This window comes from Blastopirellula marina (assembly GCF_002967765.1).
In the GTDB taxonomy this organism is placed as follows: Bacteria; Planctomycetota; Planctomycetia; order Pirellulales; family Pirellulaceae; genus Bremerella; species Bremerella marina_A.
The window spans coordinates 49,920-74,843 of record NZ_PUHY01000016.1; the positions used below are offsets into that span (position 1 = coordinate 49,920).

The 24,924-nt window shown below is 53.3% G+C and carries 21 protein-coding genes and 1 pseudogene; 3 read left to right on the forward strand and 19 right to left on the reverse strand.

What is annotated here, in order from left to right; genetic code table 11:
• Window positions 1-198: 198 nt before the first annotated feature.
• The 8 genes from C5Y83_RS27965 to C5Y83_RS28005 all read right to left on the reverse strand — a co-directional run bounded on the left by C5Y83_RS27965 (window position 199) and on the right by C5Y83_RS28005 (window position 9,107).
• Window positions 199-1,008 (reverse strand): ABC transporter ATP-binding protein, encoded by an 810-nt coding sequence (locus tag C5Y83_RS27965; RefSeq protein ID WP_105333120.1) that lies wholly within the window; start codon window positions 1,006-1,008, stop codon window positions 199-201.
• A 5-nt stretch (window positions 1,009-1,013) separates the two neighbouring features.
• A complete protein-coding gene (locus tag C5Y83_RS27970; protein WP_105333121.1) occupies window positions 1,014-2,006 on the reverse strand; it encodes a FecCD family ABC transporter permease in 993 nt (330 codons plus the stop codon).
• Window positions 2,003-3,013: a FecCD family ABC transporter permease gene (locus C5Y83_RS27975; RefSeq protein ID WP_105333122.1), complete on the reverse strand. Its 1,011-nt coding sequence runs from the start codon at window positions 3,011-3,013 to the stop codon at window positions 2,003-2,005. The genes C5Y83_RS27970 and C5Y83_RS27975 overlap by 4 nt, the downstream gene beginning before the upstream one ends.
• Entirely contained in the window at window positions 3,010-3,927 is a 918-nt protein-coding gene (locus C5Y83_RS27980) for an ABC transporter substrate-binding protein (RefSeq protein ID WP_158262568.1), read from the reverse strand. The genes C5Y83_RS27975 and C5Y83_RS27980 overlap by 4 nt, the downstream gene beginning before the upstream one ends.
• A gap of 191 nt (window positions 3,928-4,118) precedes the next feature.
• Entirely contained in the window at window positions 4,119-4,571 is a 453-nt protein-coding gene (locus C5Y83_RS27985; protein WP_105333124.1) for a hypothetical protein, read from the reverse strand.
• Window positions 4,572-5,558, reverse strand: a complete 987-nt coding sequence (locus C5Y83_RS27990) for a DUF1559 domain-containing protein (protein ID WP_105333125.1) — start codon at window positions 5,556-5,558, stop codon at window positions 4,572-4,574.
• Between the two features lie 1,295 nt (window positions 5,559-6,853).
• Window positions 6,854-8,347: a hypothetical protein gene (locus tag C5Y83_RS28000; protein WP_105333127.1), complete on the reverse strand. Its 1,494-nt coding sequence runs from the start codon at window positions 8,345-8,347 to the stop codon at window positions 6,854-6,856.
• Between the two features lie 22 nt (window positions 8,348-8,369).
• Entirely contained in the window at window positions 8,370-9,107 is a 738-nt protein-coding gene (locus C5Y83_RS28005) for a hypothetical protein (protein ID WP_105333128.1), read from the reverse strand.
• 558 nt (window positions 9,108-9,665) lie between these two features.
• Between C5Y83_RS28005 and C5Y83_RS28010 the strand changes: the two genes are divergently transcribed.
• Both C5Y83_RS28010 and C5Y83_RS28015 read left to right on the forward strand, forming a co-directional pair.
• Window positions 9,666-10,952: a DegT/DnrJ/EryC1/StrS family aminotransferase gene (locus C5Y83_RS28010; RefSeq protein ID WP_105333129.1), complete on the forward strand. Its 1,287-nt coding sequence runs from the start codon at window positions 9,666-9,668 to the stop codon at window positions 10,950-10,952.
• A gap of 50 nt (window positions 10,953-11,002) precedes the next feature.
• Window positions 11,003-12,400 (forward strand): FAD-binding oxidoreductase, encoded by a 1,398-nt coding sequence (locus C5Y83_RS28015; RefSeq protein ID WP_158262569.1) that lies wholly within the window; start codon window positions 11,003-11,005, stop codon window positions 12,398-12,400.
• A gap of 205 nt (window positions 12,401-12,605) precedes the next feature.
• Here the strand turns inward: C5Y83_RS28015 and C5Y83_RS28020 are convergent, their stop codons facing one another.
• The 3 genes from C5Y83_RS28020 to C5Y83_RS28030 all read right to left on the reverse strand — a co-directional run bounded on the left by C5Y83_RS28020 (window position 12,606) and on the right by C5Y83_RS28030 (window position 13,685).
• Entirely contained in the window at window positions 12,606-13,010 is a 405-nt protein-coding gene (locus C5Y83_RS28020) for a hypothetical protein (RefSeq protein WP_105333131.1), read from the reverse strand.
• Window positions 13,011-13,209: 199 nt separating this feature from the next.
• A complete protein-coding gene (locus C5Y83_RS28025; protein WP_105333132.1) occupies window positions 13,210-13,416 on the reverse strand; it encodes a hypothetical protein in 207 nt (68 codons plus the stop codon).
• Between the two features lie 29 nt (window positions 13,417-13,445).
• Window positions 13,446-13,685, reverse strand: a complete 240-nt coding sequence (locus tag C5Y83_RS28030; RefSeq protein WP_146117957.1) for a hypothetical protein — start codon at window positions 13,683-13,685, stop codon at window positions 13,446-13,448.
• 544 nt (window positions 13,686-14,229) lie between these two features.
• Here C5Y83_RS28030 and C5Y83_RS29240 point away from each other — a divergent pair.
• The gene (locus tag C5Y83_RS29240) at window positions 14,230-14,439 is read left to right on the forward strand and encodes a hypothetical protein (protein WP_146117958.1); all 210 of its coding nucleotides are present in this window, start codon (window positions 14,230-14,232) and stop codon (window positions 14,437-14,439) included.
• 9 nt (window positions 14,440-14,448) lie between these two features.
• Here the strand turns inward: C5Y83_RS29240 and C5Y83_RS28040 are convergent, their stop codons facing one another.
• The 8 genes and pseudogenes from C5Y83_RS28040 to C5Y83_RS29245 all read right to left on the reverse strand — a co-directional run bounded on the left by C5Y83_RS28040 (window position 14,449) and on the right by C5Y83_RS29245 (window position 24,884).
• Window positions 14,449-15,345, reverse strand: a complete 897-nt coding sequence (locus C5Y83_RS28040) for a DUF1963 domain-containing protein (RefSeq protein WP_105333135.1) — start codon at window positions 15,343-15,345, stop codon at window positions 14,449-14,451.
• A gap of 93 nt (window positions 15,346-15,438) precedes the next feature.
• Window positions 15,439-15,552 (reverse strand): annotated as a pseudogene (locus C5Y83_RS28045) (tyrosine-type recombinase/integrase); the annotation flags it as partial.
• A 62-nt stretch (window positions 15,553-15,614) separates the two neighbouring features.
• Window positions 15,615-17,114, reverse strand: a complete 1,500-nt coding sequence (locus tag C5Y83_RS28050) for a TolC family protein (protein WP_233207391.1) — start codon at window positions 17,112-17,114, stop codon at window positions 15,615-15,617.
• A 203-nt stretch (window positions 17,115-17,317) separates the two neighbouring features.
• A complete protein-coding gene (locus tag C5Y83_RS28055) occupies window positions 17,318-20,398 on the reverse strand; it encodes an efflux RND transporter permease subunit (RefSeq protein WP_105333136.1) in 3,081 nt (1,026 codons plus the stop codon).
• A 68-nt stretch (window positions 20,399-20,466) separates the two neighbouring features.
• A complete protein-coding gene (locus C5Y83_RS28060; protein ID WP_105333137.1) occupies window positions 20,467-21,750 on the reverse strand; it encodes an efflux RND transporter periplasmic adaptor subunit in 1,284 nt (427 codons plus the stop codon).
• 11 nt (window positions 21,751-21,761) lie between these two features.
• Window positions 21,762-23,237, reverse strand: a complete 1,476-nt coding sequence (locus C5Y83_RS28065) for a sensor histidine kinase (protein ID WP_105333138.1) — start codon at window positions 23,235-23,237, stop codon at window positions 21,762-21,764.
• Window positions 23,231-23,908 (reverse strand): response regulator transcription factor, encoded by a 678-nt coding sequence (locus C5Y83_RS28070; RefSeq protein WP_105333139.1) that lies wholly within the window; start codon window positions 23,906-23,908, stop codon window positions 23,231-23,233. The genes C5Y83_RS28065 and C5Y83_RS28070 overlap by 7 nt, the downstream gene beginning before the upstream one ends.
• A 397-nt stretch (window positions 23,909-24,305) precedes the next feature.
• On the reverse strand, window positions 24,306-24,884 hold the full coding sequence (locus C5Y83_RS29245; RefSeq protein WP_146117959.1) for a hypothetical protein: 579 nt from the start codon (window positions 24,882-24,884) through the stop codon (window positions 24,306-24,308).
• Window positions 24,885-24,924 lie beyond the last annotated feature (40 nt).

Consider the following 24,924-nt stretch of genomic DNA (forward strand, 5'->3'; position numbering starts at 1 on the left):
AAACTCGACCCCATAAGTTACTCAAAGTTAACGAGCCGTTTCCTGTTCGTTGCCCAAACTAGACACAAGTCGACTGCAATAGCGCGAGACAAAGCTGCCTTGCCGAAATGTCGCGAAGTATCGCTGATTCTTCAGCAATCCGTATAGGTAGAATCGATAAAGCAAATCTGTTCTCAGCGATCTAATAAAACATGCTTTCTAAACGGCATGACACTGCGGTAGCGGGCGGCGGGCAATGCAATACGGGGATTGCGATTCGGGATCGATCATCACGCTCGCTTCGATTCGAAACACGTCCGCTAGTAGTTCTGCGGTTACGATCTGGTGAGGCGTACCTCGGTCGACGATCCTTCCATCGTTCAACGCAATCAAATGGTGCGAGTAGCGAGCGGCGTGATTAATATCATGTAGCACCAACACGATGGTTCGTGCCTGCTCACGATGAAGACGTTCGAGTATGTCGAGGACTTCCAACTGGTGAACCATATCGAGGAACGTAGTAGGTTCGTCGAGCAGGATGATCGGTGTATCTTGGGCTAACACCATTGCGATCCATGCCAACTGTCGCTGCCCTCCCGAGAGTTCCCCTATAGGGCGCTCGGCGAGATGTTGGATCCCTGCCATCTCCAAGGCGTTACCAATCTTTGACTCGTCTTCAGAGGAGATCCCTCCGAAAAAGCCTTGATGAGGATAGCGGCCAAGCGTCAGAAGTTCCCAAACGGTCAAGGCCTCAGGGGCTTCGGGGTTTTGTATCAGGACACCGAGTTGGCGGGCAACATGGCGGGTGGGTTCGTTGTGAATTGCCTTTCCGTCAAGATAGGCCGCACCTTGCTTAGGGCGGAGCAGCCGAGCAAGTCCTTTAAGCAATGTCGATTTGCCGCAGCCGTTTGGACCGATAAGCGTAGTTATCTGGCCAGTCGTAATTTCGAACGAAAGCTGTTGAACGACTTCGACCTGATCATACGCGAGGGTCAGCTGTTCGCAACGGAATTGATGGAGGTTCTCCATGAAAGTTAGCCCTTGGTTGTCATTAGTTGGTACACGAAGTAGATCCCCCCTACCCCACCTACCATGATGCCGGCAGGAATTTCAACTGGGGCAAGCAGCGTGCGACCTGCCGTATCGGCGACGAGTAGCAACAGCATTCCCACCAGCCCTGTGGTTGGGACCAGTCGGCCATGTTGCGGCCCGATCAGCCGCCGAGCGATGTGCGGCGCGATTAGTCCTAGGAAGACAATCCCGCCAGACATGGCCATGGCTGCAGATCCCAGAGCAACTGCGATAACTAGTAGCAGCAAACGCCAATGAAACACGCTCACCCCTAGACTGATTACATTTTCATCACGCAAGCGAAGAATGTTCAGAATTGGACAAATCGCCATCACGACCGGCATTAGAATCCCTAGCCAAGCCGCAAGCGCCAGCACATAGTTCCAATCAGCCTTATTGAAACTTCCAGTCGCCCAGGCTAGGGCTTGCGAGTAAATCTGCCGATCGACGTTCAGCGAAAGTACGAGCGTGAAAGCGCCAACTGCTGCACTCACGGCAACGCCTGTTAATAGAAGCCTAGCTGGATAGATACCACCGCGATCGATCGCCAAGCCGCAGACGGCCAGTACCACACACAGACCGCCTGCCATGCTCATTGCTGGCAAAGTCCAAGGAGATGCAATCTGAATCCCAAAAAGTGACAAGGCCAGTGTGATGCCAAGATTACCACCGGTAGTGACGCCCAAAATGCCTGGCTCGGCCAAATCATTGCGAAGGACTCCTTGCATCATCACACCAGAAATAGCGATCCCCCATCCTACGAGTAAGACGAGCAATACCCGAGGCATACGAAACGACCAGACAATCATCTGCTGTGTCTCATTTCCGTAGCCAAGCAAACTTCTGCTCAGCGCGATAGGGGACATCCATTGGCTTCCCATTCCCAAACTAGCGAGACTGACAAATACCACGATGCCAAGCAACGCGATGAAGGTGCGGCCGTAGTCTGTTCTCATCGCTTCCCTCCGCGGTGCGAACTTCTCCGCCTCGCCAATGCGATGAAAAAGGTAGCGCCAACCATCGAAGTGAACAGACCCAGTGGAACTTCCTGCCCATCAATCATTGTCCGAGATGCGATGTCGGCCGCAACCGTTAAGATCGCTCCTAGCAGTGCAGTCAACGGGATGATCTTGCGATAGTCATAGCCAACCAAGTAGCGGGCCACGTGTGGCGTCATAACACCGACAAAGCCGACTGGACCCGCGACCGCGACAGCTCCACCGGTGAGCAGCAACACGCAAAACGTGGTGCAAGCGCGGATCAACCGTGTTCGTTGTCCCAACCCGCCAGCGACTTCTTCGCCGATGCTTAGTAGGGTGATCGAAGGAGAAAGTAGTAGGGCCCCTATCATGCCAGGCAAGACTGGTATCAGCGCGGTCCTCACTTGTGGCCACGAGGTATTTGCGATGCCACCCACCGTCCAGTAAAGCAATTCGTCATGAAGGGAGAAGTAGATGGTCAAGCCTTGAGTGAATGCGCTCAGCAAGATCGAAATCACGGTTCCAGCCAATGCCAAACGAACTGGCGTAATCCTCCCGCGGGCTAGAAATGCCACACTGTAAACCGTCAAGTAACCAAGGCCGGCTCCGATGAACGAAAGCCAGATTGCCTCGTGAAAGCCAATGGTTGGCAGTAATAGTAAGCCCATCAGTAAACAAAACGTTCCACCACTGCTAAGCCCCATGATGGTCGGACCAGCCAAATCGTTGCGAGTCACCCCTTGCATGATCGCTCCGGAAGTTGCCAGCGAAGCGCCAATGACCGCTGCCAAAATTGCTCGTGGGAGGCGAATTTGACGAATTGCAAATTGCGAATCTGAGGCACTATCGTACGCTATACAGGCATTCCACATATCAGTGCCCGTTACCGAAGTAGGACCCAATTGCAGCGAGATACCCATCAGCAGTAGCAATATTGCTTCGAATACACACCACAATATCCAAGGGGTTGTCGTGCGCATCATGGCCGATTCGCCTCGTACGCTTCATTGGCTGCTTGCTGGATCGACTCAGTTGATTCGGGAGCCAGCGCCGAGATAATTTCGTCAATCATGCGCGACTTGCCTTGGATGCCTGGCACCAGCCATTGCTGCTGGGCTCGAATCGGATAAACGTTTCTCAGCTTCACTGCCGGGACTCGCTGCCAAGCAGGATGGTTCAGCAAGCATTCCCACGAACGTCGCGCGCCCAAATTTTTCTCGGCCGCGACAAATAAATACTCCGCGTCAAGTTGTAAGAGCGCCTCAGGTGACAGCATGTAGCCACGCGGTGAATCGTTAATTAGTGCGGGCGGTGTCAGTCCCAGTTCGTCATAGAGTAGAAGCCCACCGCGGGTATGGCCATGTATGTACATCTGGCGACCGAAGACCCGAAAGAACGCGACCGGCCGCTCGCGCACTTTCTCGTTTAGAACCTGTTTAGCTGCGACGACTTTTGCCTGATAAGCGGCCAATACCGCGCGTGCTTCCTGCGCTTTGCCGAATAGCAGGCCAATATCCAAGATTCGCTGTTGATCGTCCCAACTGCTGCGCATTAGATCGACGACAGGGGCAATCTTCGAGAGTTGGGCATACGTTTGCGGATCGACGTTTGACGTGATGATCACGTCCGGCTGAAGCAGCGCGATCCTCTCGAAATCGGGCATCATCGTACCCATCATTTGATAGATCGGCACGACCTCGTCAAGCTGCGAACGAAGATAATCAGGAAAGCCAGTCGCCGAACTCGATGCCGCCAACGGCCTCACCCCAATCGCCAGCAACTCGTCAATAAACGCGAGCGCGCACACTTTCTTCGGATGAGTGGGAACTTCGCTGGTGCCCGACAGGTGCTCAACACGGATCGTCGCACTGTTTTGCGGCCTGAGAACGATAGACACGCCATCGGAACCGGGCAGTCCGTCTTTCGACTCTTGTTTGGAATTTGCCTGAGAAACTGCGGACTTGTCTTCTGCGCATCCGCCTAAGCACACCAGCACAGTTATCATGAGCAGTGGGATTGCTGGCCGAAAACGAAATAGCTGAACCCACGGACCTAGCATTCGATGCCTATGCTGCATCACCGACCGCATCATTCGCCGCGGAGCATATTGGAAGCCCTCAGCTCGATCGGCGCTAATGTGTTATCGCCTTCAGTGATGATCACCGTAGTCGAGGGTTTGGCTGGCAGAGCAAACTTGCCACGCATTCGATCGTCGCCAGGGTCGTCGCGACTGGGAAATTGCGGCCAGAACACGGTGACCGCGTATTCCCCCGCTGGCGCTCCATCTTCGATATCGAACGTCGAGACCACGAACGTGCCATCTTCCTTTACTTTACCAGCCGGGATCGTACCGCGCTTGTCGAGATCGCCTTGCGTGGGATGGAAACCGAGGATGGCACCTCTCGCAGGTTCGCCGTTGATGGTCAGTGTTCCCGATACAGGGTAGACCGGCAGAGACGACTCCTGCTGACATCCAACAAGTAAAGCATTGATCAGCAAGACTGCTATCGACACGCTACGAGGACCTAAATTCCAACTCACCTAGAACGCCCCTTCCGAACTGACGACTTCACCCATCGCCGGCGTAACCAAAGCGAGGTAGGTCAGTGCGTTGATCGTTTCTGGAACGAAGTGTACCGAACCATCAACCGCTAACACGTTCAGCCCGCCTGGATGAAACGAGAACGGCTGCGAGTTCCTATTGGTCGCGTTGACGACGTACGAACCACCGTTGGTCGTTCCGTCGCGGCTCCAAGATTGCATGAAGAACGCGTTGCCTGAGGCCCAAGCACAGTTATCTGGAGAAACCTTTAGTGGCGCACCCGATGAATCTGTCCAGATCTTGCCAAAGAGATACACCTTACTGCGTCCGGCAGATTCCCATACCGCGATTGTGTGCGATGTCCCGTCGGTGATGTCTCGGAAGCCTTGCGGACGAACTGGGTAAGCACGGACGAAGAAGCCCTTTCTTCCTTCCGAATTCTGGGCATTTGGAAGTAGCAGTGACGCTCGTTGACCGCTATTCCCGGCATAGTCGGAGGACCAGCCTTTGACATTGGAATTGATGCTCGTATATTCCGCCGCGAAGTTGTCTGTATCAATTAGCTCGGTACCACTTGGCGTCGAGGGACACTCGAATGCAGGTAGCTTCTGCGTGACCACATTCGCATTGTTTGCGTGCATCCAGGTATAGTCGAAATTGTATTGGTCCTGGAGGTTGCCTTGCTCCAGATATGGCAAGATGTTACTGACCCAACCCGACTTGTACTCATGCCCCGACCAGTGATTGAGATCGAGAAACTCGTAGCAAGGAAATTTGCCGAAAGTATCGTGGTAATTGTGCAACGCCAGGCCGATCTGCTTCATGTTGTTCGTGCATTGCATCCGCCTTGCTGCTTCCCGTGCTTGCTGCACCGCTGGCAATAGTAGCGAGATCAAGACGCCAATAATGGCGATCACCACAAGAAGCTCGACCAACGTAAAGCCGGCAGTATGATACGTTCGCTTGAACGATGAATGTCCCTTCATCTAGTCCTTAGTCTTTCTCGAGTTTTGGGAAGGTGAGAGAGGAAATTACGACCGCGAGGAATATGAAACGAGACGTTTCCATGTGTTCCAACTGCGCAGCCCTATGTCTCGCAATACGAAAAACTCGAGGGGATGCATTTACCATGCCGGTTCTTGGATGGGATGGCGGAAAAAAGAATCAAATGCGACTATGGCGGTATGCGGCGTACAAAATGTCCTATAACGTGCGGCTGAAGATCCGGAAAACTGGCCAACATCGTTAGGATCAGATGACACCAAGAAGCAGCGAGCTGCTGCAAATGTCACGTGAAGCGACTTATCGTGTCAGCTCAGATGACACGATCTGATGGCTAATGACGCAGCAAGATGAAATATTCTCGAAAATTCCGCTCTAAAGCAGGCTTCTCGCATAAGCCCCATTAAATGAGAGTTCACGAGTTCAGAGAACTTGTAAATCTTTTAGACAACACTCATTAAGAAGTTGTAGGCACTCTCAGAAAATTCTATCTTCACCATCGTTTTAAAGTACGGTTGATTGAACGCCCAATTGAGCATCCCAAGGAAATCTCTAGCTCGCTTCTCGAAGCGGGTTAGGATGCGGCGGCATTCATTCAGCCAGCCGATCCAATGCTCGACAATTCTGCGTCGTCGGTACGTTTCTTTATCGAATTCAACGAACCTGGCGTCTCGACCTTCGTTTGATTTACTGGGAATGATTGGCCAGATACCAGTCTAGACTTCGTACTCGTCAATCCACTCGGCTCGCTACTTCGCGTGATTTCTAAGCTTGCAATTCGTCCATCAGCACGGCGTGGGCATTGAGACCTTCCTTGGTGGGCACTTCCGCAGAGAGCACACGTTAGATAGATCGGCTACGGTGATCCACGATCCGCTTACGTTGAACGAACGACCTTCAACCTCGGCGCGAGATTCGGCAAGTCGTCGAGTTTCTAGCCAACTCAGAACGAACCGTCCTGGGTGCTCTGTCAAGTGACAATTAGTTCCTATTCGTCACTGGGTTAATGCATCATCGCATTGGACAAGATCATGAACTTGATAAAGTTGGTACTGGAAATTCAGGAAGAAATCTTCTTCTTGCCGTTGACGGAGAGAGGCGGGGATGCTGTGACGGAGAGGGATTTGAGGCTGATTTTTGTTTTAGCGGATTGGAAAATGCAGCAATGCATGTCGAGAATTCGTCAGAGATGAAACGGACCCAAGTTCCCAGGTCACATTTACATCTCGCCCTACACTTCGACTTCTTCTTCACTCCTGGTGAGTTTTCCTAAACGCACTTACTCGATTGTCTGGGCCTGGAGCCAAATCCAGTCGCCTTTTACCGCTTTGAGGTCGAGTTCGATTTCCTTGAAGACTGGTCCTCCGGGGAACGCTGCACCGGGAACATTTGGATTCTCCGCGACAATGTTTACGTTCGCGATGGGGGTCATCACAGCGGGTATCTGAATTCCGAACGTCACAGGGAGGCCTTCGTAAAGTCCTATGCTCTGATAGGATTTCTGTTGTCTCTCCACGATCTGCAGTGGCAGTGTTTCGTTGGATTGCCATCGTAGACGAGTGTCGACCGATTCGCTCTTTCCAAGATCCAGAGAGATCATCTTGTCGCTTGGGGACGCCACGTTCTCGTTAAAGGCTTCGTTTGCTTCGATCTTTCTGTCGCCAATCTGCATAGCGCGCCAGAGATGTTTCGTTCCGTCATGGATTCGCAATTGCCATCGACGAATGCGATCGTTTGCAGGAATATCCGCAATTCTCAGTGCGACCTCGTCCGGCCTGGTCGAGTCCCATTTCATTTCGACAACAACGAGCGGTGACTCGCCCATTTTCGGTTTCGCGTGCAGGAACGCGGTGTACTCAGTCTTTTCCGAATCTGCTTGCCAGTTCAGTTTGTTTTCCCCGCGTGCATCATCGTGCAGTTGCCATAACTGAAACGATGGTGTCTCACGGGAAAGCAGCGTACCGTCTTCTGTGAAGAACTCAGCAGAGATCTGCATGACGGGATCGGTCGTCTCTAAACTTGGTCTCGCGAATGTCCAATCGTAGGTCGACTTGGGATTCATGCGAAATCGCAGACCGTCACGTAGCCCGATCTCACGAGGGAATTGGAATCTATTAGGAACCAGAATGGGCACAGCCTGGGGATAGGTGCGATCCGCGTCATCGATCCAAAGACGATAGCCCTTCCGCGTCACGAAGCCATCGCCCTGTCCGTTAAAATAGCTTCCCGGTCCCCCACCAAATTCACGTCTTGGTTGGTAGCTCTCTGAGGAAAGCTGCAGTGGACCTGGGGAGATCGCTAGATCTTGAGGCCAATTCCTGCTGCTAGCCGAAGACCAGCCTTCGGGCATCCAGTCGCTTCCCAATGTCTCATCAATCACCATCTTGCCATCCACGTACACAACGTAGTGGAACTCTTTACGAGGAGAATCGCCTGTGTAAAGCGTAACTCGATGTTTTCCGGCTGTAATCTTCACGGCGCTTGCAATCGGCGGTATGCCGTTTTCAGAGAGATCTCCGATGCCCAGTCGTAATTCGTATCCTTTTCCACCGGGAACATGAACGTTCCAAGATTGAAAATCGCTGGCGACATTGGGCAGCTCGGACGACGCCAGTTCGTCCGTATTTTCGACCGTTAGACGACTGGAGAGAGCAAGAAGATCGACACGCTGCTGCGTCATGTCTCGGTTCTTATAGTATGCCAATCCCAAGGCCATCCCCATGGCAATCAGCGCGGTAAACGCTAGTAGATTCCCCATTGAAAACTGGGGCATACGTGACTTTCGCGACCGGTCATCAGTCATTCGTTACCGCCTTCGCAACGCGGGGCGACTCCGATTCATTCAGCATTTCACCCCGTTTTAGCTGGTCAAACTCCGACTCGCGTGATTTCGGGCACACGACAAACATACCACCAGAGTAAGTTGTTACGATCTTTCCAGCTACATTCTCATCTTGGGCAGAGTTGGGATCGTATATTTTCAACAATGGCAAGATTGTGTCTTGATCGAACGACCGTGGCCCTTGTGCGCTGTTCACGATTTTCTGAACAACCAGCGAATCGTTGATTTGATCGGGCGTAAGTCGCCCCCAAGTGGTTGTCCCCGAGGAACCGCCGAACGCGTAGAACACATCCAGACGGTCCTCCCTTTCTTGAAAGCTTATCGTCAGTAATTCGTGAACAGCTTCGGTGCTAGGCGTACCCCAACCGGAACTGTACCCTCCATTGAAGTAGACTCCATCGCTCTCGACTCGGCCTCCCCCACAGAATCGCATGACATCATAACCAGGAGGCATGTAACAGCGAAATTGCCAAACCCGATCTAGGTGCTGCGCCACTTCGGGGGCCACGTCGGGCGTTTCGATCTCGACAAGATAAACTCGGTCGGAATCTGCGATCGACATTCGCCCCAGTTCTGATTCCAGTTGAGCGATTTCCTCTCCCAATTCCTGGTTGTCGATCAAAAGCTTGATCAGCGCGATACCTCCAATCAGCAAGAAAGCGATCGCGACGAGTCGAATCACAAGTTTCATCCGACTTGCCCTGCCGTACTTGTCATTTGCAATCCCTATCTTCTTTTCACGTTACTTTTCTTGGTCGAGTCATAACAGGGCCCCGTCCGTTCTCCTGCTTTGGCCCAGTCAAGTATAGCCAGCGCGAGTTGTTGCACAAGTTTCGGATTCGGCCTAACCGTTCGCCTTCGATCAAGACTCGAATTGGAGGGCTGCCTCTACGGCAATTATGGCTTCCCATTAAGGTTGCCTCAGATCATGAACTCGTTGCAGTTGGCGCCGGATATTCAGGAGAAGGTTTTGTTTCTACCGGTGACGGAGCAGAAGTTAAGACCGATTGTTGTTTTGAGGGATTGGCCCAAACAGCAGTGCGTATGGAAACATTTCCAGAGCTGATATGACCAGCAGTTCTCCAGGACACGTCCACTCATTGACTTCCATTCATCAACAGATCGTCACTTCACCTTATTGCGTAACGCGTTTCGTGGGCGTAATTTCCGATAACGTTGACCAAATCTCGACTGGAATCCGCTTAACAGAATAGAAACTTTTCTTTTAGGCGATGTTGGTTCCAGATTCATGAAGTTATCGAAGCCTCGTACCAAGTTCTACTCCTGTGGCATTGTCTACTGGCAATTCTTGCGTGACCTGCTCGCGCGGTCGATCCATCGGGGTGACGATCTGACCAAGTTTGAGGCCGCCGCGGCGGAACATTTCGGTTCAGACCATGCGGTCGCTGTACCGATGGCCCGGGTCGGAATCTATTTATGCCTCCGCTATTACCTTCAAGCCGGGCAACTCGTTGCTAGCTCGCCCTATACCCTGGCCGAAGTGATCAACATGATCGTTTGCGCCGGAGGCACACCGCGTTTCGTCGACATCGATCGCAACAATGCCGATCTCGACCCGGAAAAGCTCTCCCAGTGCACCGACGACAACCTCGGCGCCATCCTGGTGACGCACCTACATGGTATTCCGGCGAACATCCGGCCAATTCTGGAATTCGCCAAGTCGCGTGGCATTCCGGTCATTGAAGACGCCGCCCAATCGGCCGGCGCCATGGTCGATGGCCGCTACGTGGGAACGCTCGGCAACGCCGGCGTCTTCAGCTTCGGAATCTTGAAGCAGCTCAATTCGATTTACGGAGGAATGGTTCTAACCAACGACGCTGCCCTGACCGCTTTCCTACGCGAAGAGCTGGCGAAATTCGCACCGGTGCCGGTCGGAACCTTGGCGTACAAGCTGGCCTACCTCGGCCGCAACCACGTCCTGACTTCCAATCCCATCTTTACGCTGGGAACATTCCCGTTGCTGCGGCACGGCGCCCTGCACGGTGTCGGCTGGATCAACCGATTAGTGACCGTCGAGACCGACCTGCGACTGAAGCATGAGATCGATGATTGGTACCAGCACCAGCTTTCAGCCAGCCAAGCCAGGATGCTACTTCGGCAGTTACCCGACCTGGAAAAACATGATCAGCAGCGGATCCGACACGGACAAGCCTACCTAGAACTGCTCTCAGATGTGCCCGGCTTGGTTCTGCCAAAGTTGCCTGAGAACTGCCGTGCTACATTCGCCCACTTTCCCGTTCAAGTTGCCGATCCCCCCAATCTGTTGCGTTGGCTCAATTTTTATGGACAGGACGTCGTTATTCAGCATTTCGCCAACTGCGCAGAACTCGATTGCTTCAGCAAGTTCCGACGCGATTGCCCCGTTGCAGCCGAGGTAGCGAATTCGATGGTGCTGTTGCCGACCTACCCCGACTTTGGAATACACAACGTGCAGCGAAACTCTCAAATCGTGCGTAAGTATTTCGGGGCCGGTCAGCCCATATTCGATGGCACGAATCGCCTTCAATTGGGTTGACACCTGCCCTATATCTTGCCCCCTGCACTTTACCAATCGGGAGAGAATCCTTGGATTACGTCAACGATTCCCACTGCCAGTTCAACCGAACCCGAGTCCGTTCAGTGATCGATGTTCAAAACGTGGAAGACATCCAGGCGGCAATTGAGATCTGCCGGCGAGAAGGCTGGCCCCTAAGCATGTTTGGGGGTCGGCACTGCCTGGGCGGACAGCAGTTTGCCACCGATGGCCTGATTCTCAACATGCGCGGTCTCAATCGCATTGTCTCGCTCGATGAAATGACCGGAATTGTCCACATCCAAGGGGGCGTCCTGTGGACGGACATTCGAAAGTTTCTTAGCAGTCGATCCTCGGCGGCGAAGGTGGAAGTGCATCAGAAACAGACGGGGGCCGACGAGATGTCGGTGGCAGGCGCGATTGCGGTCAACGCTCATGGTAATCCACTTTGCAGCGGACCGATCTCGTCCGACATTGAGTGGTTAAAAATACTTACTGCCAGCGGCGAGGAACTTCTGTGCAGCCGAGAATCTAACGCGGACCTGTTCGGCATGGTCGTGGGTGGGATGGGCTTGTTCGGCGTGGTGACCGAAATCGGTTTGCGCCTCGCTCCAGCGCAGCGGTTTTTGCGTCGTAGCGAAGTCACTCACATCGAAAGCCTTGTCGGCAATTGGGACGAAGTGCATGCCGACTATTCGTATGGTGACATGCAGCTCGACGTGGATCCCGATTCAGCCCATTTCATGAAGCGCGGCATCTTGAATCTGTGGTCGCCCTGCGACGACCATGTAGTACACGGCGATGCCAGTCCGAAAATCAAGGCGGATTGGTCACGGCTCACCGCTCTGGCCCACGTCGACAAGGCCCAGTGCTTTCGCGAATATGCTCGATATGCCGAGGCGGTCAACGGAAGCGTATCCGCGGGGCGGGACTTCCACTGGGACACCTACGAGACGGGCTATCACGCTCAGTTGGAACAGCACCTGAAACTCCCCTGCGGCGGCGACGTGTTGACTGAATTCTTCGTACCGATCGAAGCGTTAGAGTTGTTGCTGGACTTCACTGGCAACCAGATCCGTTCTCTCGGCGTCGACCCGATCCTGACCACCTTACGAAGCGTCCGCCAGTGCCAAGTCAGCTACCTGCGTTGGGCTCGCTGCGACTACGTGTGCATGGTCATGGCCTTGCACGTCGATCATTGCCAAAAACAACTAGCCCGCCTCGACACCTTTTGCACCGCCATCGCGCGATTCTGCGGCCGGCACGGCGGAACGTTCTACCTACCCTATCGCCGCTTCGCCCACCGTGCCGATTTGCTGCTTGCTTATCCCAACATTCACCAATTCGTGGAAGAAAAGAACCGCCGCGACCCGGATGGCTTGTTTGGCAGCAGTTGGTTTGGCTACTTGCTACGAGTTTTGGATGAGGAACCAGTAATGGGAATGGGATAAGCCATGATAATCTGACAGACCTATCGCTTTTTCAAGAACTAACCTATGACACGCCCTCATTACTCATTTTGAAAGGCGGGCCTCACTACGTTAAGCCAAGTAGCTGGCAAGAACGTCACCGTTCACCAGGCCGCGGCGAACTACATTGATTTCAATACTCGCGCGGCCCGCGGCTCCGTGTGCAACCCATTGTTATCTGGCGATTCTACGAGTTAGTACGTTGTTTCCAAAGCTGGTTGAACTCGGCGTCATTTGTGAAATCAAAACCGTCGAGCAACGCATCCAAACGTTCGGTTGACAGGCCGCCAAATTCATCATGTGACATCCCAGAATTGTACCCCAAGATCATTCCATTGTTGTAATGTTCGATCTGCCATATGACGTTGCAGGCAGGATCGATCTCGAAATACCACCACGAGAGCCTGAAGTCGTCGTGTCGGTCGCCGCGATTTTCGTCCCATCTACGTTTAACGTATCGCAATCCATGTGGGGCGACTTTTAGTTTTGTGAATGAATCGAGCAGTTGTTCAATTTGATCGTCTTCAAGATTCCAAAGGTCGGACGTATTTGCTGCGCGTGTTACGTTGAGTACACGCTGGCCAAGTCGCATATCGGGAAGCGCGTGTCAGGCGGACTCCAACTGTTCAATCATGCGTTCTATTCGTTTCGGATCACGCATGTTTGGTTAAGCCAGATAACGACTGAGGTAACGGGAGTGAGGAGAAGACATGGCATTCATGCCGGACAGCGCCGAGCCCTCCCGTTCACCGAATGGTAATTCGATTCTTTCAAGCAACGGCGATTGTCCGTCAAGCCGGGCCAGTCCGATCCTTGTAAGTTGTGTTGTGATACTTTGCTAAGCTGTACGCCAAATCGTCCAGGTAAGATTTACCCTCTGAATCGTAACGGTCGAGTTCTTGAGTATTTAGTTTCATCTTGACTTCGTACATTCCGATCCCGCCAGCGAGGACGCACAGATGGTAGTCGCCATCGTCATCGCGAGACAGTTCATACATGCGGTTCACATCTCTTACGAGCCTCCTGGTCATTTGGGCCCCCATGATCCGCCAGATCCGTGATACGTTTCACACGACAGATGATAGTCGGCATCGCACTTGGTGCATGTCAAGTCGCAATTGATGTAGTCCGACCACTGCAATTCTCCGGTGGTGATCCTGAGGAGCTTCTTCGCGACGGCTGTGTTGACGCGATTCATGTTAACCTTTAGATCGGCGGGCAGTTTGATCTGAATGTGCTGACCGAAGTCGTCACACTGTTGACACATGGTAAAGCGCTCAATCGGATAACGTCCAAAATCACCCGGTCCCGACGAGAGATTCTCAATTATCAATACGCCCGACTTCGCCGTTCGGGTGCATTGGATTGTTACCCCATTTTTGGAGCTACGAAATCCAAGTCATGGATTTCGCAAGAACCCGCCAACGACTCTGATCATGTGACAGTAGGACGAAGTGCCCCATGCCCATGAGTCCCCATTTGGGGTGGTCGTAGTCAGTGTGAACGAGAGCTTGCGATCGATTTTCATTGTATCCGATACGAGAAAACCGCCACCAGCCAGAACAGTGCTCGATTGTTGAACAAGCAACTTGTTTCGATTCGAACGATTCGATGTTAACGACGTGGAGCCACGGACAGTCGATCCGAACAGATGTCATGTTGGATTGAATAAATGAGTCCAGCGTGCTTGTTTCGAGGACGAATCGTGACTCAAAGTCCGCCTCCGATACCAAACCATCCTTTTCCAGCGGTGGACGAAAGTATGTATTCCATGAATCAACGGGTGTGGCGGGCAGGTCGGTCTGACGAACATGGAAGAGGTCATCCACGCAAGCAGTCTTGTGATGTACGGCGGCAGTGTCGGCACTAGCGTCAAGAATCGCGATGAAGACGTCAATGTCGATAGCGAGATCGGCCAATCTACACCTGTGTGGGGGAACGACACGTATCAGCGGGCTGGCGCGTTAAGAGTTGACGTCAAAACCGACACGACCGCCGGCTCCGTTGCATGCGATGGTTAGGCCGACTGATTAGCCACACGCACTACCTGCGCTGACCGTTCCGTCACCATTCATGAACAGTGTAAGCTCTCCCATGTCGCCGATCATAAGATGGTGCTTGTCACCGTGGATTCCATCGTCTCCGAATCCAGACGCTAGAGATTGCTCGTGATCCACCCATGGCCAACTGGTACAGCTGGCTTGTATCGAAACCAACTGGCAGAGGTAATTAGGCGGCGCTTTGTGGTGGTTTTCTTGTGAATCGTAAGGGACGCCTCCAATCTTTGTAGCCCACAGCACTGGAAGACACCAAAGCCTCCCAGAACCAGCATTGTCTGGTATTTCGTGTGCTTTCTCCCATTGCGAAGGTACGTCTGTGCTACGAAAACGCGCGCCCCACGCGGTTACAAATTCAAAGGACCGCGCTCGCTCAGGCACGTTATCTTGTGTGTAGATCTCGTTCTCGTCGGCGGAAACCCAAACAAATCGCAGTTCTTCTTCGTCGCCTGACAACGCAGAGTATTCGTTGGCCACGAACACAAGCAGCAAGTCGCCTGGCAACGGTTCGCCTGCAAGTTGTCCGCGCAAGTCTTTGCTATCGCGAAAATCGAACTGACACAAGAATGTGGCCGCAATGTCACCGAAGGTTGGCCAAGCAGTGCTCTTGGGCAACCAGGGCACGCCTCCGACGCGGGTCAAGCGACGGTCGGGAGGTTCACCAATCCCCCAAACAAAGACGTCACACGGTACAGCATCGGGAGCCGCGATGCCGAATTTCCTACGCATGTTCTCCCACCCCAGCAAGTCACTGGCGCTGCCAATATTCCAAACGTCGTCAGACAGATCTGGGTAGTGAGCTCGTAATTTCTCAAGGTCAATTACTGGATGAACGCCGTTTCTGGCCTGTACGAATGGTGCCAGCGTCATATCGAGGTCTCGTTGCTTGTTGGCCTAACTAGTGTTTATTCAGAACCTTTCCGAATAACGTGCGCACCTTATTCGGAATCCTGGCTGTCGAAATCAGCCGGGATGCGGACACCACGGCAAAACATGAGTATAAATCATCGTCGTCCTAACGTCACTGTGAACAAGGAGTTCCTGTACCGTGCGGATGTCATAGCCCGCCTCGATCAGATAAGCTGAGCTTTCGAGCTTTATGCCTACGGAATAAAAGAGAGTCTAGTAAACGATTAAAATCAGCGAACAACGTTCTCAATGGGCAAACCGATCGAAATGATGACGTCCGCAGTCGCCTGAGCTAGCTCGTTGTAGAGATCGAGTCGGATTCGTTGATTCTGCAAAATACTGTTTCGGGCCTGAACGACGCGGGTGATGTCGACTTCTCCGGCTTGGAACTGTCGTTCTAGCCCTTGCAGTGCCGCTGGCGTCTGGCCGGGATCGTCGAGTCCTGAAGCGTGCAGGCTATCGTAGGCCAGCCGATATCGTTGCCACGCCGCTTCCGCTTCGAGATTCGCGCGGCGGAAGAGTTGTTGCCAGGCAGTCGTGCGTTGATGAAGTTCTGCGACACGTTGCCGTTCCAGCGGAGCACCCGTATTGAAAACCGGAATGTCCATTTGAGCTTGCAGGCCCACATACGTCGTTTGATCGCGACTTCGCTGATAGTAGGGGCCAACCTGCATATCGGGGATCTTGGCGGCCGAAGCGAGATTGAGATTCGCCCGAGCCGCATCGACATCGGCCAGTGCCGCCAGAACATCAGGACGGGAAGCAGCCCAATGTGAAATCAATTCGGGATCCTCCATCTGGCATGGCTGAACTCCTCCGTCGGAAATCAGGTGAGGCATTTGCCATTTCAACTTCGAGAGGCTATCGGTCAGGGCAAAGTCTGTTTCTGGCGAAAGGCCCAGTTGCCGTTTCAAGTCACGAACTGCCGTCTTGAAGTTGGCATCGGCCAGGCGAACCTGCTGAGCGGTTGCTTGGGCATCGATCCGGGCGATCTCGACATCCGCACCCGAAGCCTGGCCAGCATCGAGTTGCTTTTCCAGCGTGTTCTTGATCAGCAGGTTGTACTCGTGTGCCGTTCGAGCCAATTCGAGTAGATCATGCTGATAAAGTGCCGTGAGGTAAAGACGAGCCGACTGGCCCACATTCTGAAGTTCGGCCGCATGGATCGACCATCGAATCTGATTCAAGCTTGAAGCGGCGTTCTGCTCTCGGTAACGCTGCTGATGTGCCAGTTCGATACGCTGCATCAACAGTACATAATGATACGTGGTGCCGACGCCGGCATTGGGGGCATCCTGGTAAGGTGTCGCACGAACCTGAACGAACGGGTTGAAGGGATAAGTCTGAGCCACACCAAGCACGCCTCGCCCAACGTTTTCATTCTGACGAAGCGCGATCAGATCGGGGTTTTCGGCAAGCCCTTGCGAGACGGCGCTCATTAAGTCGAACTGAATGACGGCCGCGTTGGGAACGGCTGGCACATCTACCAGGTCTGAAGGCGAAGGGTCGAGATGAGCGGCGGCCAGAGTCACGACCGAGGCATCATCTTCCAGCGAGAATTCAGGCAGTTGAGTAGCGTTCGCGGTTGCAAGGCTCACGTTGGATGGGATGTCTGAGGAAACGCTTGAAACTGGCGAGTGGCTGGCGACGAATGTGCCCGTAGTCTGGCCCATTCGACACCCGGTAAGTGCCAGGAGAGAAACGCCAACAAACGTGCCAAACTTACGCATGATTGCTTACCGCTTTTCTACGATCCATCGTCGCGGCAACGGCTGGGTCTGCCATTGCCGAAAGGCCTGATAGCAAGGCCAAAGGTGGCCTGCTACCGCTAAGTTCGGCGGAGGTTCAGTAATAACAGCAGTAAGGAATGTGCTGGATAACCGGAGTTAATCTTCTTGGCGTGAAGATGTAGCGATTGTAGTGGTGACCTAGATTACAGCGTGTCGTTGGATGCTTGGTGAGGCTTCGCAAACAGAAGATAAAGCGGGGGCAAGATAAACAGATTGAGAATCGTCGACGTCACCAATCCTCCGATAATCACCACTGCTAGCGGGTATTCGATTTCGTGGCCAGGCTTGTTACCGGAGATCGCTAGGGGCAACAGAGCCAGCGATGTAGTCAGGACCGTCATCAGAATGGGCAATAGGCGTTCTTCCGCACCACGAACTACCAGTTTCAAACCAAATTCTTCCCCTTCTTCCACTTGTAGATGCCGGTAATGGCTGACGAGCATAATGCCATTGCGAGCCGCGATCCCCAGGACGGTGACGAAACCGATGAGAGACCCGAGGGAAAGCACGCCGCCAGCGATCCACGAAGCGACGACGCCTCCGATGAGGGCGAAAGGAATGGTCAGGGCTACGATCATGGTCAAACGCAGTGACTGAAAGTCGACGTAAAGAATGAGGACCATGCCAATCAGCGAGATAGCCGACAAAGCAAAGAGCTGATTCTGCGACTCTTGCCGGGCAGTGTATTCGCCCAGAAACTCGGGGTGGTAGCCGTGGTCGAACGGTACGTTTTGTACGGCGACTTCAATGTCTCGGGCGACCGAACCCAAGTCGCGTCCCTCGGCGTCGCAGCTCACGTCGATTCGCCGTGAGCCACCTTCCCGCTTCACCTCGTTGGGGGCCGGCACGATTGAAACGTCTGCGAGGTCACGCAACGGAACCTGGCCTCCGGTCGGCGTGTCGATCCGCAAGTCATGTAATGCCGTCAGATCACTACGGGCCTGTTCATTACCCCAGACGACGACGTTGTACTTCTTTTGATTTTCATAGACTTCGCCTACCTTGGCACCACGCAAGATCGTCGTCACGGCGCGGCGGACCTGACCCGGTGTAAGGCCGAATCTTTCCGCCGCATCAGGACGCAGGCGAACTTCGACCTGCGGTACTAGTACCTGGGGCTCGACCTTCAGATGTCCGACGCCTTCGACCTTCTCCATCGCCGCGGCCACTTCCTGCGCCTTCTCACGCAGGCCATCCAAATCAGGACCATAAATGCGAACGACAATGCTTGAACTAGAGCCAGTAAGCACTTCTTTCACGCGTTCTCGCAAGTATGTGAGGACGTCGCGGTAGAGGCCAGGATAGCCTTCCACGGTTTCCACAATTTCCTGGTGCGTCCTATCGTAATCGGCTGACTCGTCGATGCTGATCCAAAGTTCAGTGAAGTTCGGACCAACGACTTCGTCGGCGGCTTCTGCTCGGCCGATATGGCTGCCGAAGTTTCGCACGCCGGGAATTGCCCGAAGTTCTTTACTCGCTTCGATCGTGACACGATCCATCGCTTCGATCGAGGTTCCAGGCCGCTCGACAAAGTGCATCAGGAAGTCGGTCTCTTGGAAGTTCGGCAGGAACTCTTGGCCTAATTGATTGGTCAACCAAAACGTTCCAGCGAAGGATGCGATCAGAACGACAATTGCCGCGACCGGTCGACGGACGAACCACGGCAAGATGGCATGATAAGGACGCCTCAGCCAACGGCTCATCGGGGGCTCGTGTGCTTCCTTCTTTCCCCAAGGAAGAATCAACAGCGACAATGCCGGAGTGACCAACAATGCCACGAGCAGCGAGGCGGTAATTGCTAGGACATAGCCCAGCGCCAGCGGCCGAAAGAATGCCCCCGGCAAACCTTCCAGGAAGAAGATTGGCAGAAAGACTAGAATAATTATCGCCGTTGCATAGACGACGGCACTACGTACCTCGAGTGATGCTTCGAGTACGACCCGAAACGATGACTTCGGATGTCCTTCTGCATGATTGATCCTGAGACGCCGCACGATATTTTCAACGTCGATGATCGCGTCGTCGACGACCTCCCCCAGGGCAATAACCAGCCCGGCGATAATCATCGTATTGATCGTCAGGCCCCACCAGTAAAGTACGACAACTGTCGCAACCAGGGAAAGCGGGATCGCCGTCAAACTGATGACGGCCGTTCGCCAGTCGAATAAGAATAACACGAGGACGATGACGACCAGAACGCATCCAGTCAGTAGCGCATGCGTTAGGTTATCGATAGAACGTTCAATAAACGTTGCTGGACGAAAGATGGTAGAATCGATCTCGACACCTTGCAGACCAGGCTTCATCAAATCCAAGGCCTCTTCGACCTTGCGGGTGACTTCTAGCATGTTCGCGGCAGGTTGCTTTTCGACGATCAGCAACAGACCAGGCACATCGTTGATAATGGCGTCGCCAATCGCCGGCGGTGAGCCAACTTTGATTTCGGCGACATCCCCCAGATGCAGCACGGCTCCGTTCTGATATGCAACCACCGTCTGTGCTAGATCACCCGGGGTGCGAACCGGAGAGAGTTGTCGGACAGCGAGGCGTTGATTGGGTGTATCAACGAAACCACCTGCGTCCAGCACAACAGCGTCGCCAGCGGATTTAATGACCGTATCGAGCGTGACCTGATGATCACGCAGTTTTTGCGGATCGACCAAGACCTGGAATTCCTTATTCCGCTGACCCCAGATCGCTACGTTGGCCACGCCGGGAATTGCCATGAGGCGGGGGCGAATGCTCCAAACGGCCAGTTCCGTCAATTCACGCTGGTCCAACTCATCGGACCACATGCCGATCTTCATCATACGGCTTAGCGAGGAGAGTGGCTGCAGGATGACTGGTGCCCGAGCAACGACTGGAAGCCGCGGCGTTTCAGAAGCTAGACGTTCTTGAACCAGTTGCCGTGTTCGATAAACATCCGCGTCATAACTTAAAAGCAAGCGAATCGAAGACAAACCAAGAACCGACTTCGATCGAATTGTATCCAGTCCCGGTGTGCCAACCAGGGCGTTTTCAAGTGGGAAAGTAACGAGGTTCTCAACCTCTTCTGCCGATAGACCGGGGGCTTCGGTTTGAATCTCAACATATGGGGGCGAAAACTCAGGGAAGACGTCTAGCGGCAATTCTGGAACGAGTCGAATGCCAACCACGATCAACAGAATCGAAAGTGCCACCACGGCGACACGCAGCTTCAGAGCAGATTCGACTAGCCAACTCATGGAATGATCTCAGATTTGCGTGAAAGACATAGGGCAATCAAAGGAGGTTCGACGTGCTAGTAACCCAACTACTTGGTGAAGCCGAACTCGGTTCCAGCGAGTTCCGCTGCCCCGGCCGTGACGACCTTAGCACCAACCGCAGGCCCTTTGCGAACGGCGGCCCAATCTCCATCTACCCAGGCAACATCAATTCGTCGACGAACAAACTTCTGAGGTTCAATCTGTTCGTAAACCCATTGCCCACCATAGATGTCATGGATGACAGCTGCCCAAGGGACCGCAGTTTGTTTCTGCTCGCCCTTCAAAGGAACGTGCAAAGCCATCTTTTGTCCTGGCTGAAAACGTCCGTCAGGATTAGGCAAGAGGTAGTAAAGATCGACGGCGGCAGCCATAGGGGTTGCCGTGGGTGGAGAAACGATCGGCTTGACGAAAACATCTTCGTTGGAAGGGCGACCGCTGATCATCGAAACGCGTGCTTCCCTCTGCGAATCAATCTCTGCGAGGTCGCCCACATATACCGGTACCTTCACCCACAGAACCTCGTCGTTCATCACCTCGAACAAAGGAGCTCCTGCGGCAACCATTTCACCTGGCTGTGCCTGGACCGTCCGCAGAATGCCGTTGATCGGTGTCGGAATCGGAATCGACGACAGCGTCCCAGCTTCCTCATCGAGGACAACTCCCTCGACTTGCTTCTGTCTCTCCTGAGCGGCTATCAGGCCTTTCTCTGCGATCTCGAGCTGAGCTTTTGCTTCGTCGACTGCTCGCACCGTTCCAACCATGTCGTCCAGCAGTCGCTGCGCTCTCTGAAGCGCGATCTTCGCCGCATCAACCTGAACGGCAGCCTGCTGTACGACACCTTCGGCATCGATCTTGGATTGCGCGAGTGCGTTCTTTGCTTCGGCAAAGCGAATACGCTCGGCAGGCGTCAGGACGGCTCGCTCCGGCGAGAGTAAGGGAAAAATCGAAAGCACTGCCTGATCGCGGTCGACCTTCTTTCCGACTTCTAGTCTGGCTTGGTCGCTGGAACTCTTCAGCGTACCGGCGAGAGGAGACGAAACGATGATCGATGCGTCCGTCGGAAGCATCAAGTCCGCTCCATATGGTCGGGTGCGGAACATCTCGCGTTCTTCTACTGCTTCGCTATCCAGTCCTAGCCGACGAACGGCATCTTCTGTTAGCTCAACAATGTTCAGGTCTGACTCAGATACTTTATGGGTCGTCTTAGAAGGGGCCCCTCCGTGACCATCGCTTTTCGGAGCCGCACGGTTGCAAGCCGAGACCGATAGCAGGCACCCAATCAAGATCATTGTGTAGGTAAGCAGCGGGAGCGTGTGAGATTCTTGAGACATTTCAATTTGCCTTACGAGCCACTCGCATGGACATGAGAATTCGAGGTGTGCGTGTTGTTTGTGTCAATGGCGTTCTTGAGGGGTACTTCAGGTCGAATAGACGTGTCACGTTTAGGCAGTGTGACAACTACCTGGGTACCATTTCCTTCTTCACTTTCGATCTCGATCGTTCCGCCGTGTGAAGTCACAATCGACTTGGCGATCGAAAGGCCCAGGCCAGAGCCGCCAATTGCCCGGTTTCGGGATGGATCCACCCGATAGAATCGCTCAAAGACACGAGTCAGATGCTGCGGAGCAATCCCGGCACCATGATCTCTTACCATGACTCGAACATGTTCCTCATTGATTTCCGATTCGATTTCGACCGTTGACCCAAGCGGAGAATACTTGATCGCATTCTCGATGATATTGAAGAATACCTGACTCAACCGAATATCATTTCCAGCGACCGCCGCATTACAATTGCATTGGGCCTGCAGAATCACTTGACGCGAATCTGCGAGTAGGCTGAGCGATTCAGCAACATCGAGAAGAACTGGATCTATCTCGACCATATCGATAAGAACCGCATCCAATCCGGCATCCTGTCGACTGAGCAGCAGTAGTTGATCGGCCAACGTTCCCAGGCGTGTGGCTTCGTCGACAACAACCCGTAGCGTTGCCTGGTATTCTTCTTCGCTTCTCGATTTGCGAAGGGCGGACTCTGCTTCCGAACGCAGAATTGCCAGCGGCGTTCGTAGCTCGTGCGAAGCATCCGCCGTGAATCGCCGGATCTCGGTGACGGCATCTTCCAGGCGTTCAATCAGTCGATTGAGTGTTTCGGCCAAGTGCCCCAGTTCGTCGTGAGGGTTCGATACTTCAATTCGCCGATCGAGCTGCGAGATCGTGATCGAGTTCGCGACGCCAACAATGTGTTCGACCGGTGCAAGAACCCGTGCCGCCAGGAAGTAACCACCCATCAAGGCGAGCAGCAAGCTTAATGGCAACAAGATAACGATCAACTTCAGCAAGGTCCAAGCATCGGCTAAAAGTGGGTCGAGTGGCGTGAGTGCCCGCACCTCCAACTCGCCGCTAGGCCCATTCGAGGAGCGACTGGCAACGCGGTAGTAACGATCGGCTTCCACGTAAATGGTCTCGAACGACGCGGAGTATTTCTTCTGTGTTGTCTGCATCAACGCATCGGATATCTCTGGAGTTACATCGGAACTGGCAAATAAGACGGGGTGCTGCTGATCGAAAACGATGAAGTCAAATGTCTGATGAGCACCGAAGCGTGCCTGTAAGCTGGAATCGAGTTCTGTTCGGTTTTGAGCGATCTGAACCTCCAGCAGAAGTTCCTGTAGCTCTTCCTCTAACTCGCCATCCATGCGTGAAAGGAGTTGCTGGTAGCTCAAGGGAACAAGCAGCCCGCAGAAGACAATCAGAATGATAGCCAATGCAGCGGCGTACCAGAACGTTAGTCGCCAGCGAATCGATAGCCTCAGCATGGCACGTCTCCCAGCACATAGCCTTGGCCACGAACCGTATGAAGAATCGGCGACTGGCCATTCGCCTCGAGTTCCTTGCGAAGGTGATTGATATGCACCTGAATGACGTTGGTCCAAGTCGTGGTCGGCTCGTTCCAGACGTCGCGGGCTAGCATTTCCCGAGTGACGACCTGATCCCCGTGCTTCATCAGGTAGATCAGGATTTCGAGTTGCCGATTTTGCAGATTTAGAGGGACACCACTACGCTGGGCCCGACGATTGATCAAGTCGACCGTGATTGGACCGAAGGCCAGTTGGGTTGAATCTAGGCGTGTTCCCCGTCGCAGGATCACACGAATACGTGCCAGCAGTTCATCCCAAGCGAATGGCTTCACTAGGTAGTCGTCTGCCCCAGCATCGAGGCCCACGACACGATCTTCCACAGCATCTCGTGCCGTCAGAACCAATACGGGGGTGGCATCGTCCTTGTCACGAAGTCGCGTCATCCAATCGATTCCGCTTCCGTCCGGCAACATCAAGTCTAATAGAACCAGGTCAACCTCTTCTGAAAGGTTCCTTGTTGCTTCTGAAAGCGTTTCCGCCTGGAGAGTGGCGTAGCCTGATTCCTGCAGCGTGCGCACGATGCTAGTCAAAAGGCGTGGCTCGTCTTCAACGACTAAGATCAAGGACATAGGCAACTAACACGGCAGGACAATGAAGCAACAGTTTTTTTCGCCACCTGTTGATCATATCCTGCAGAAAGGCGTAGTCGCGGTAAATTAACTCGAATTAAAAGTAGCGAACAGGAGATCTCGCCAGTTAAACGTTAACAGCAGGACGCCCAGAGCGGGCACTCTCGGACTTTTGCGTTAACTTGTTTGTAGGAGGAGAACCCACTTCAATCAAAGGCTCCCCGTGCTGAGCGTTCGTCGTTATTAGTCGGGCAAATAGCTAATGCTGCGTGAACTTCTTCGGACTGTTCGCGTAGCGATACGGTGGCAGCACTCGCTTGGCAACGCTATTATCTATTTCTTGACCACGCTGCTGTCGATCGTTGACTAAGGCCCACGATCTTATCGAACACCATCTCTAACGTTCCGATATCAATTCATTGCCGATCGCTTGAAAATCCGATATGTGTTCGTTGTAGAAGCATATAGCACCGCTTTCAGGGCGGAAAAATAATGGAGTTACCAGCACTTTTTGACTTGCCGAGTGATCAAGGTTGGAAAATGCGTGGGCTAACTCCGCGGAGACTGCCAATAGTCTTTGTTTTGCAAGCTCAGTTAGACGTTGTTTTCGTGCAACTCGCATAATTAGCGAGTCAGAGCTCAAGCTTTCGTGTTGACTGAATTCATGTCTAACACGCATCAACTCGCCCAGAGGCAAAAAGCATGAATGCCCTACGACGATGATATCCAATTGATGACATTCCTTTACGGAAGCACGGATCTCTAGAACCATGTTCTGTGACGATCCAAAGCTATCCGCCGGGAATCTCGCTACTGGATCGCCAAACTGTGATGCTGCCCTATTTAGCAAAGAATCAACGCACTGATCTTGGTCGCTTATCCACAATGTGGAATGGCTTGGTGCGACACAATCTTGTGACGACTCATTCGAAGGATGATCGTCCATCCAATCGAAATATCCGTTTGACGACACCATGACTTAAAGTTCCCTAATCGACTCGAAAGACTAATCACAC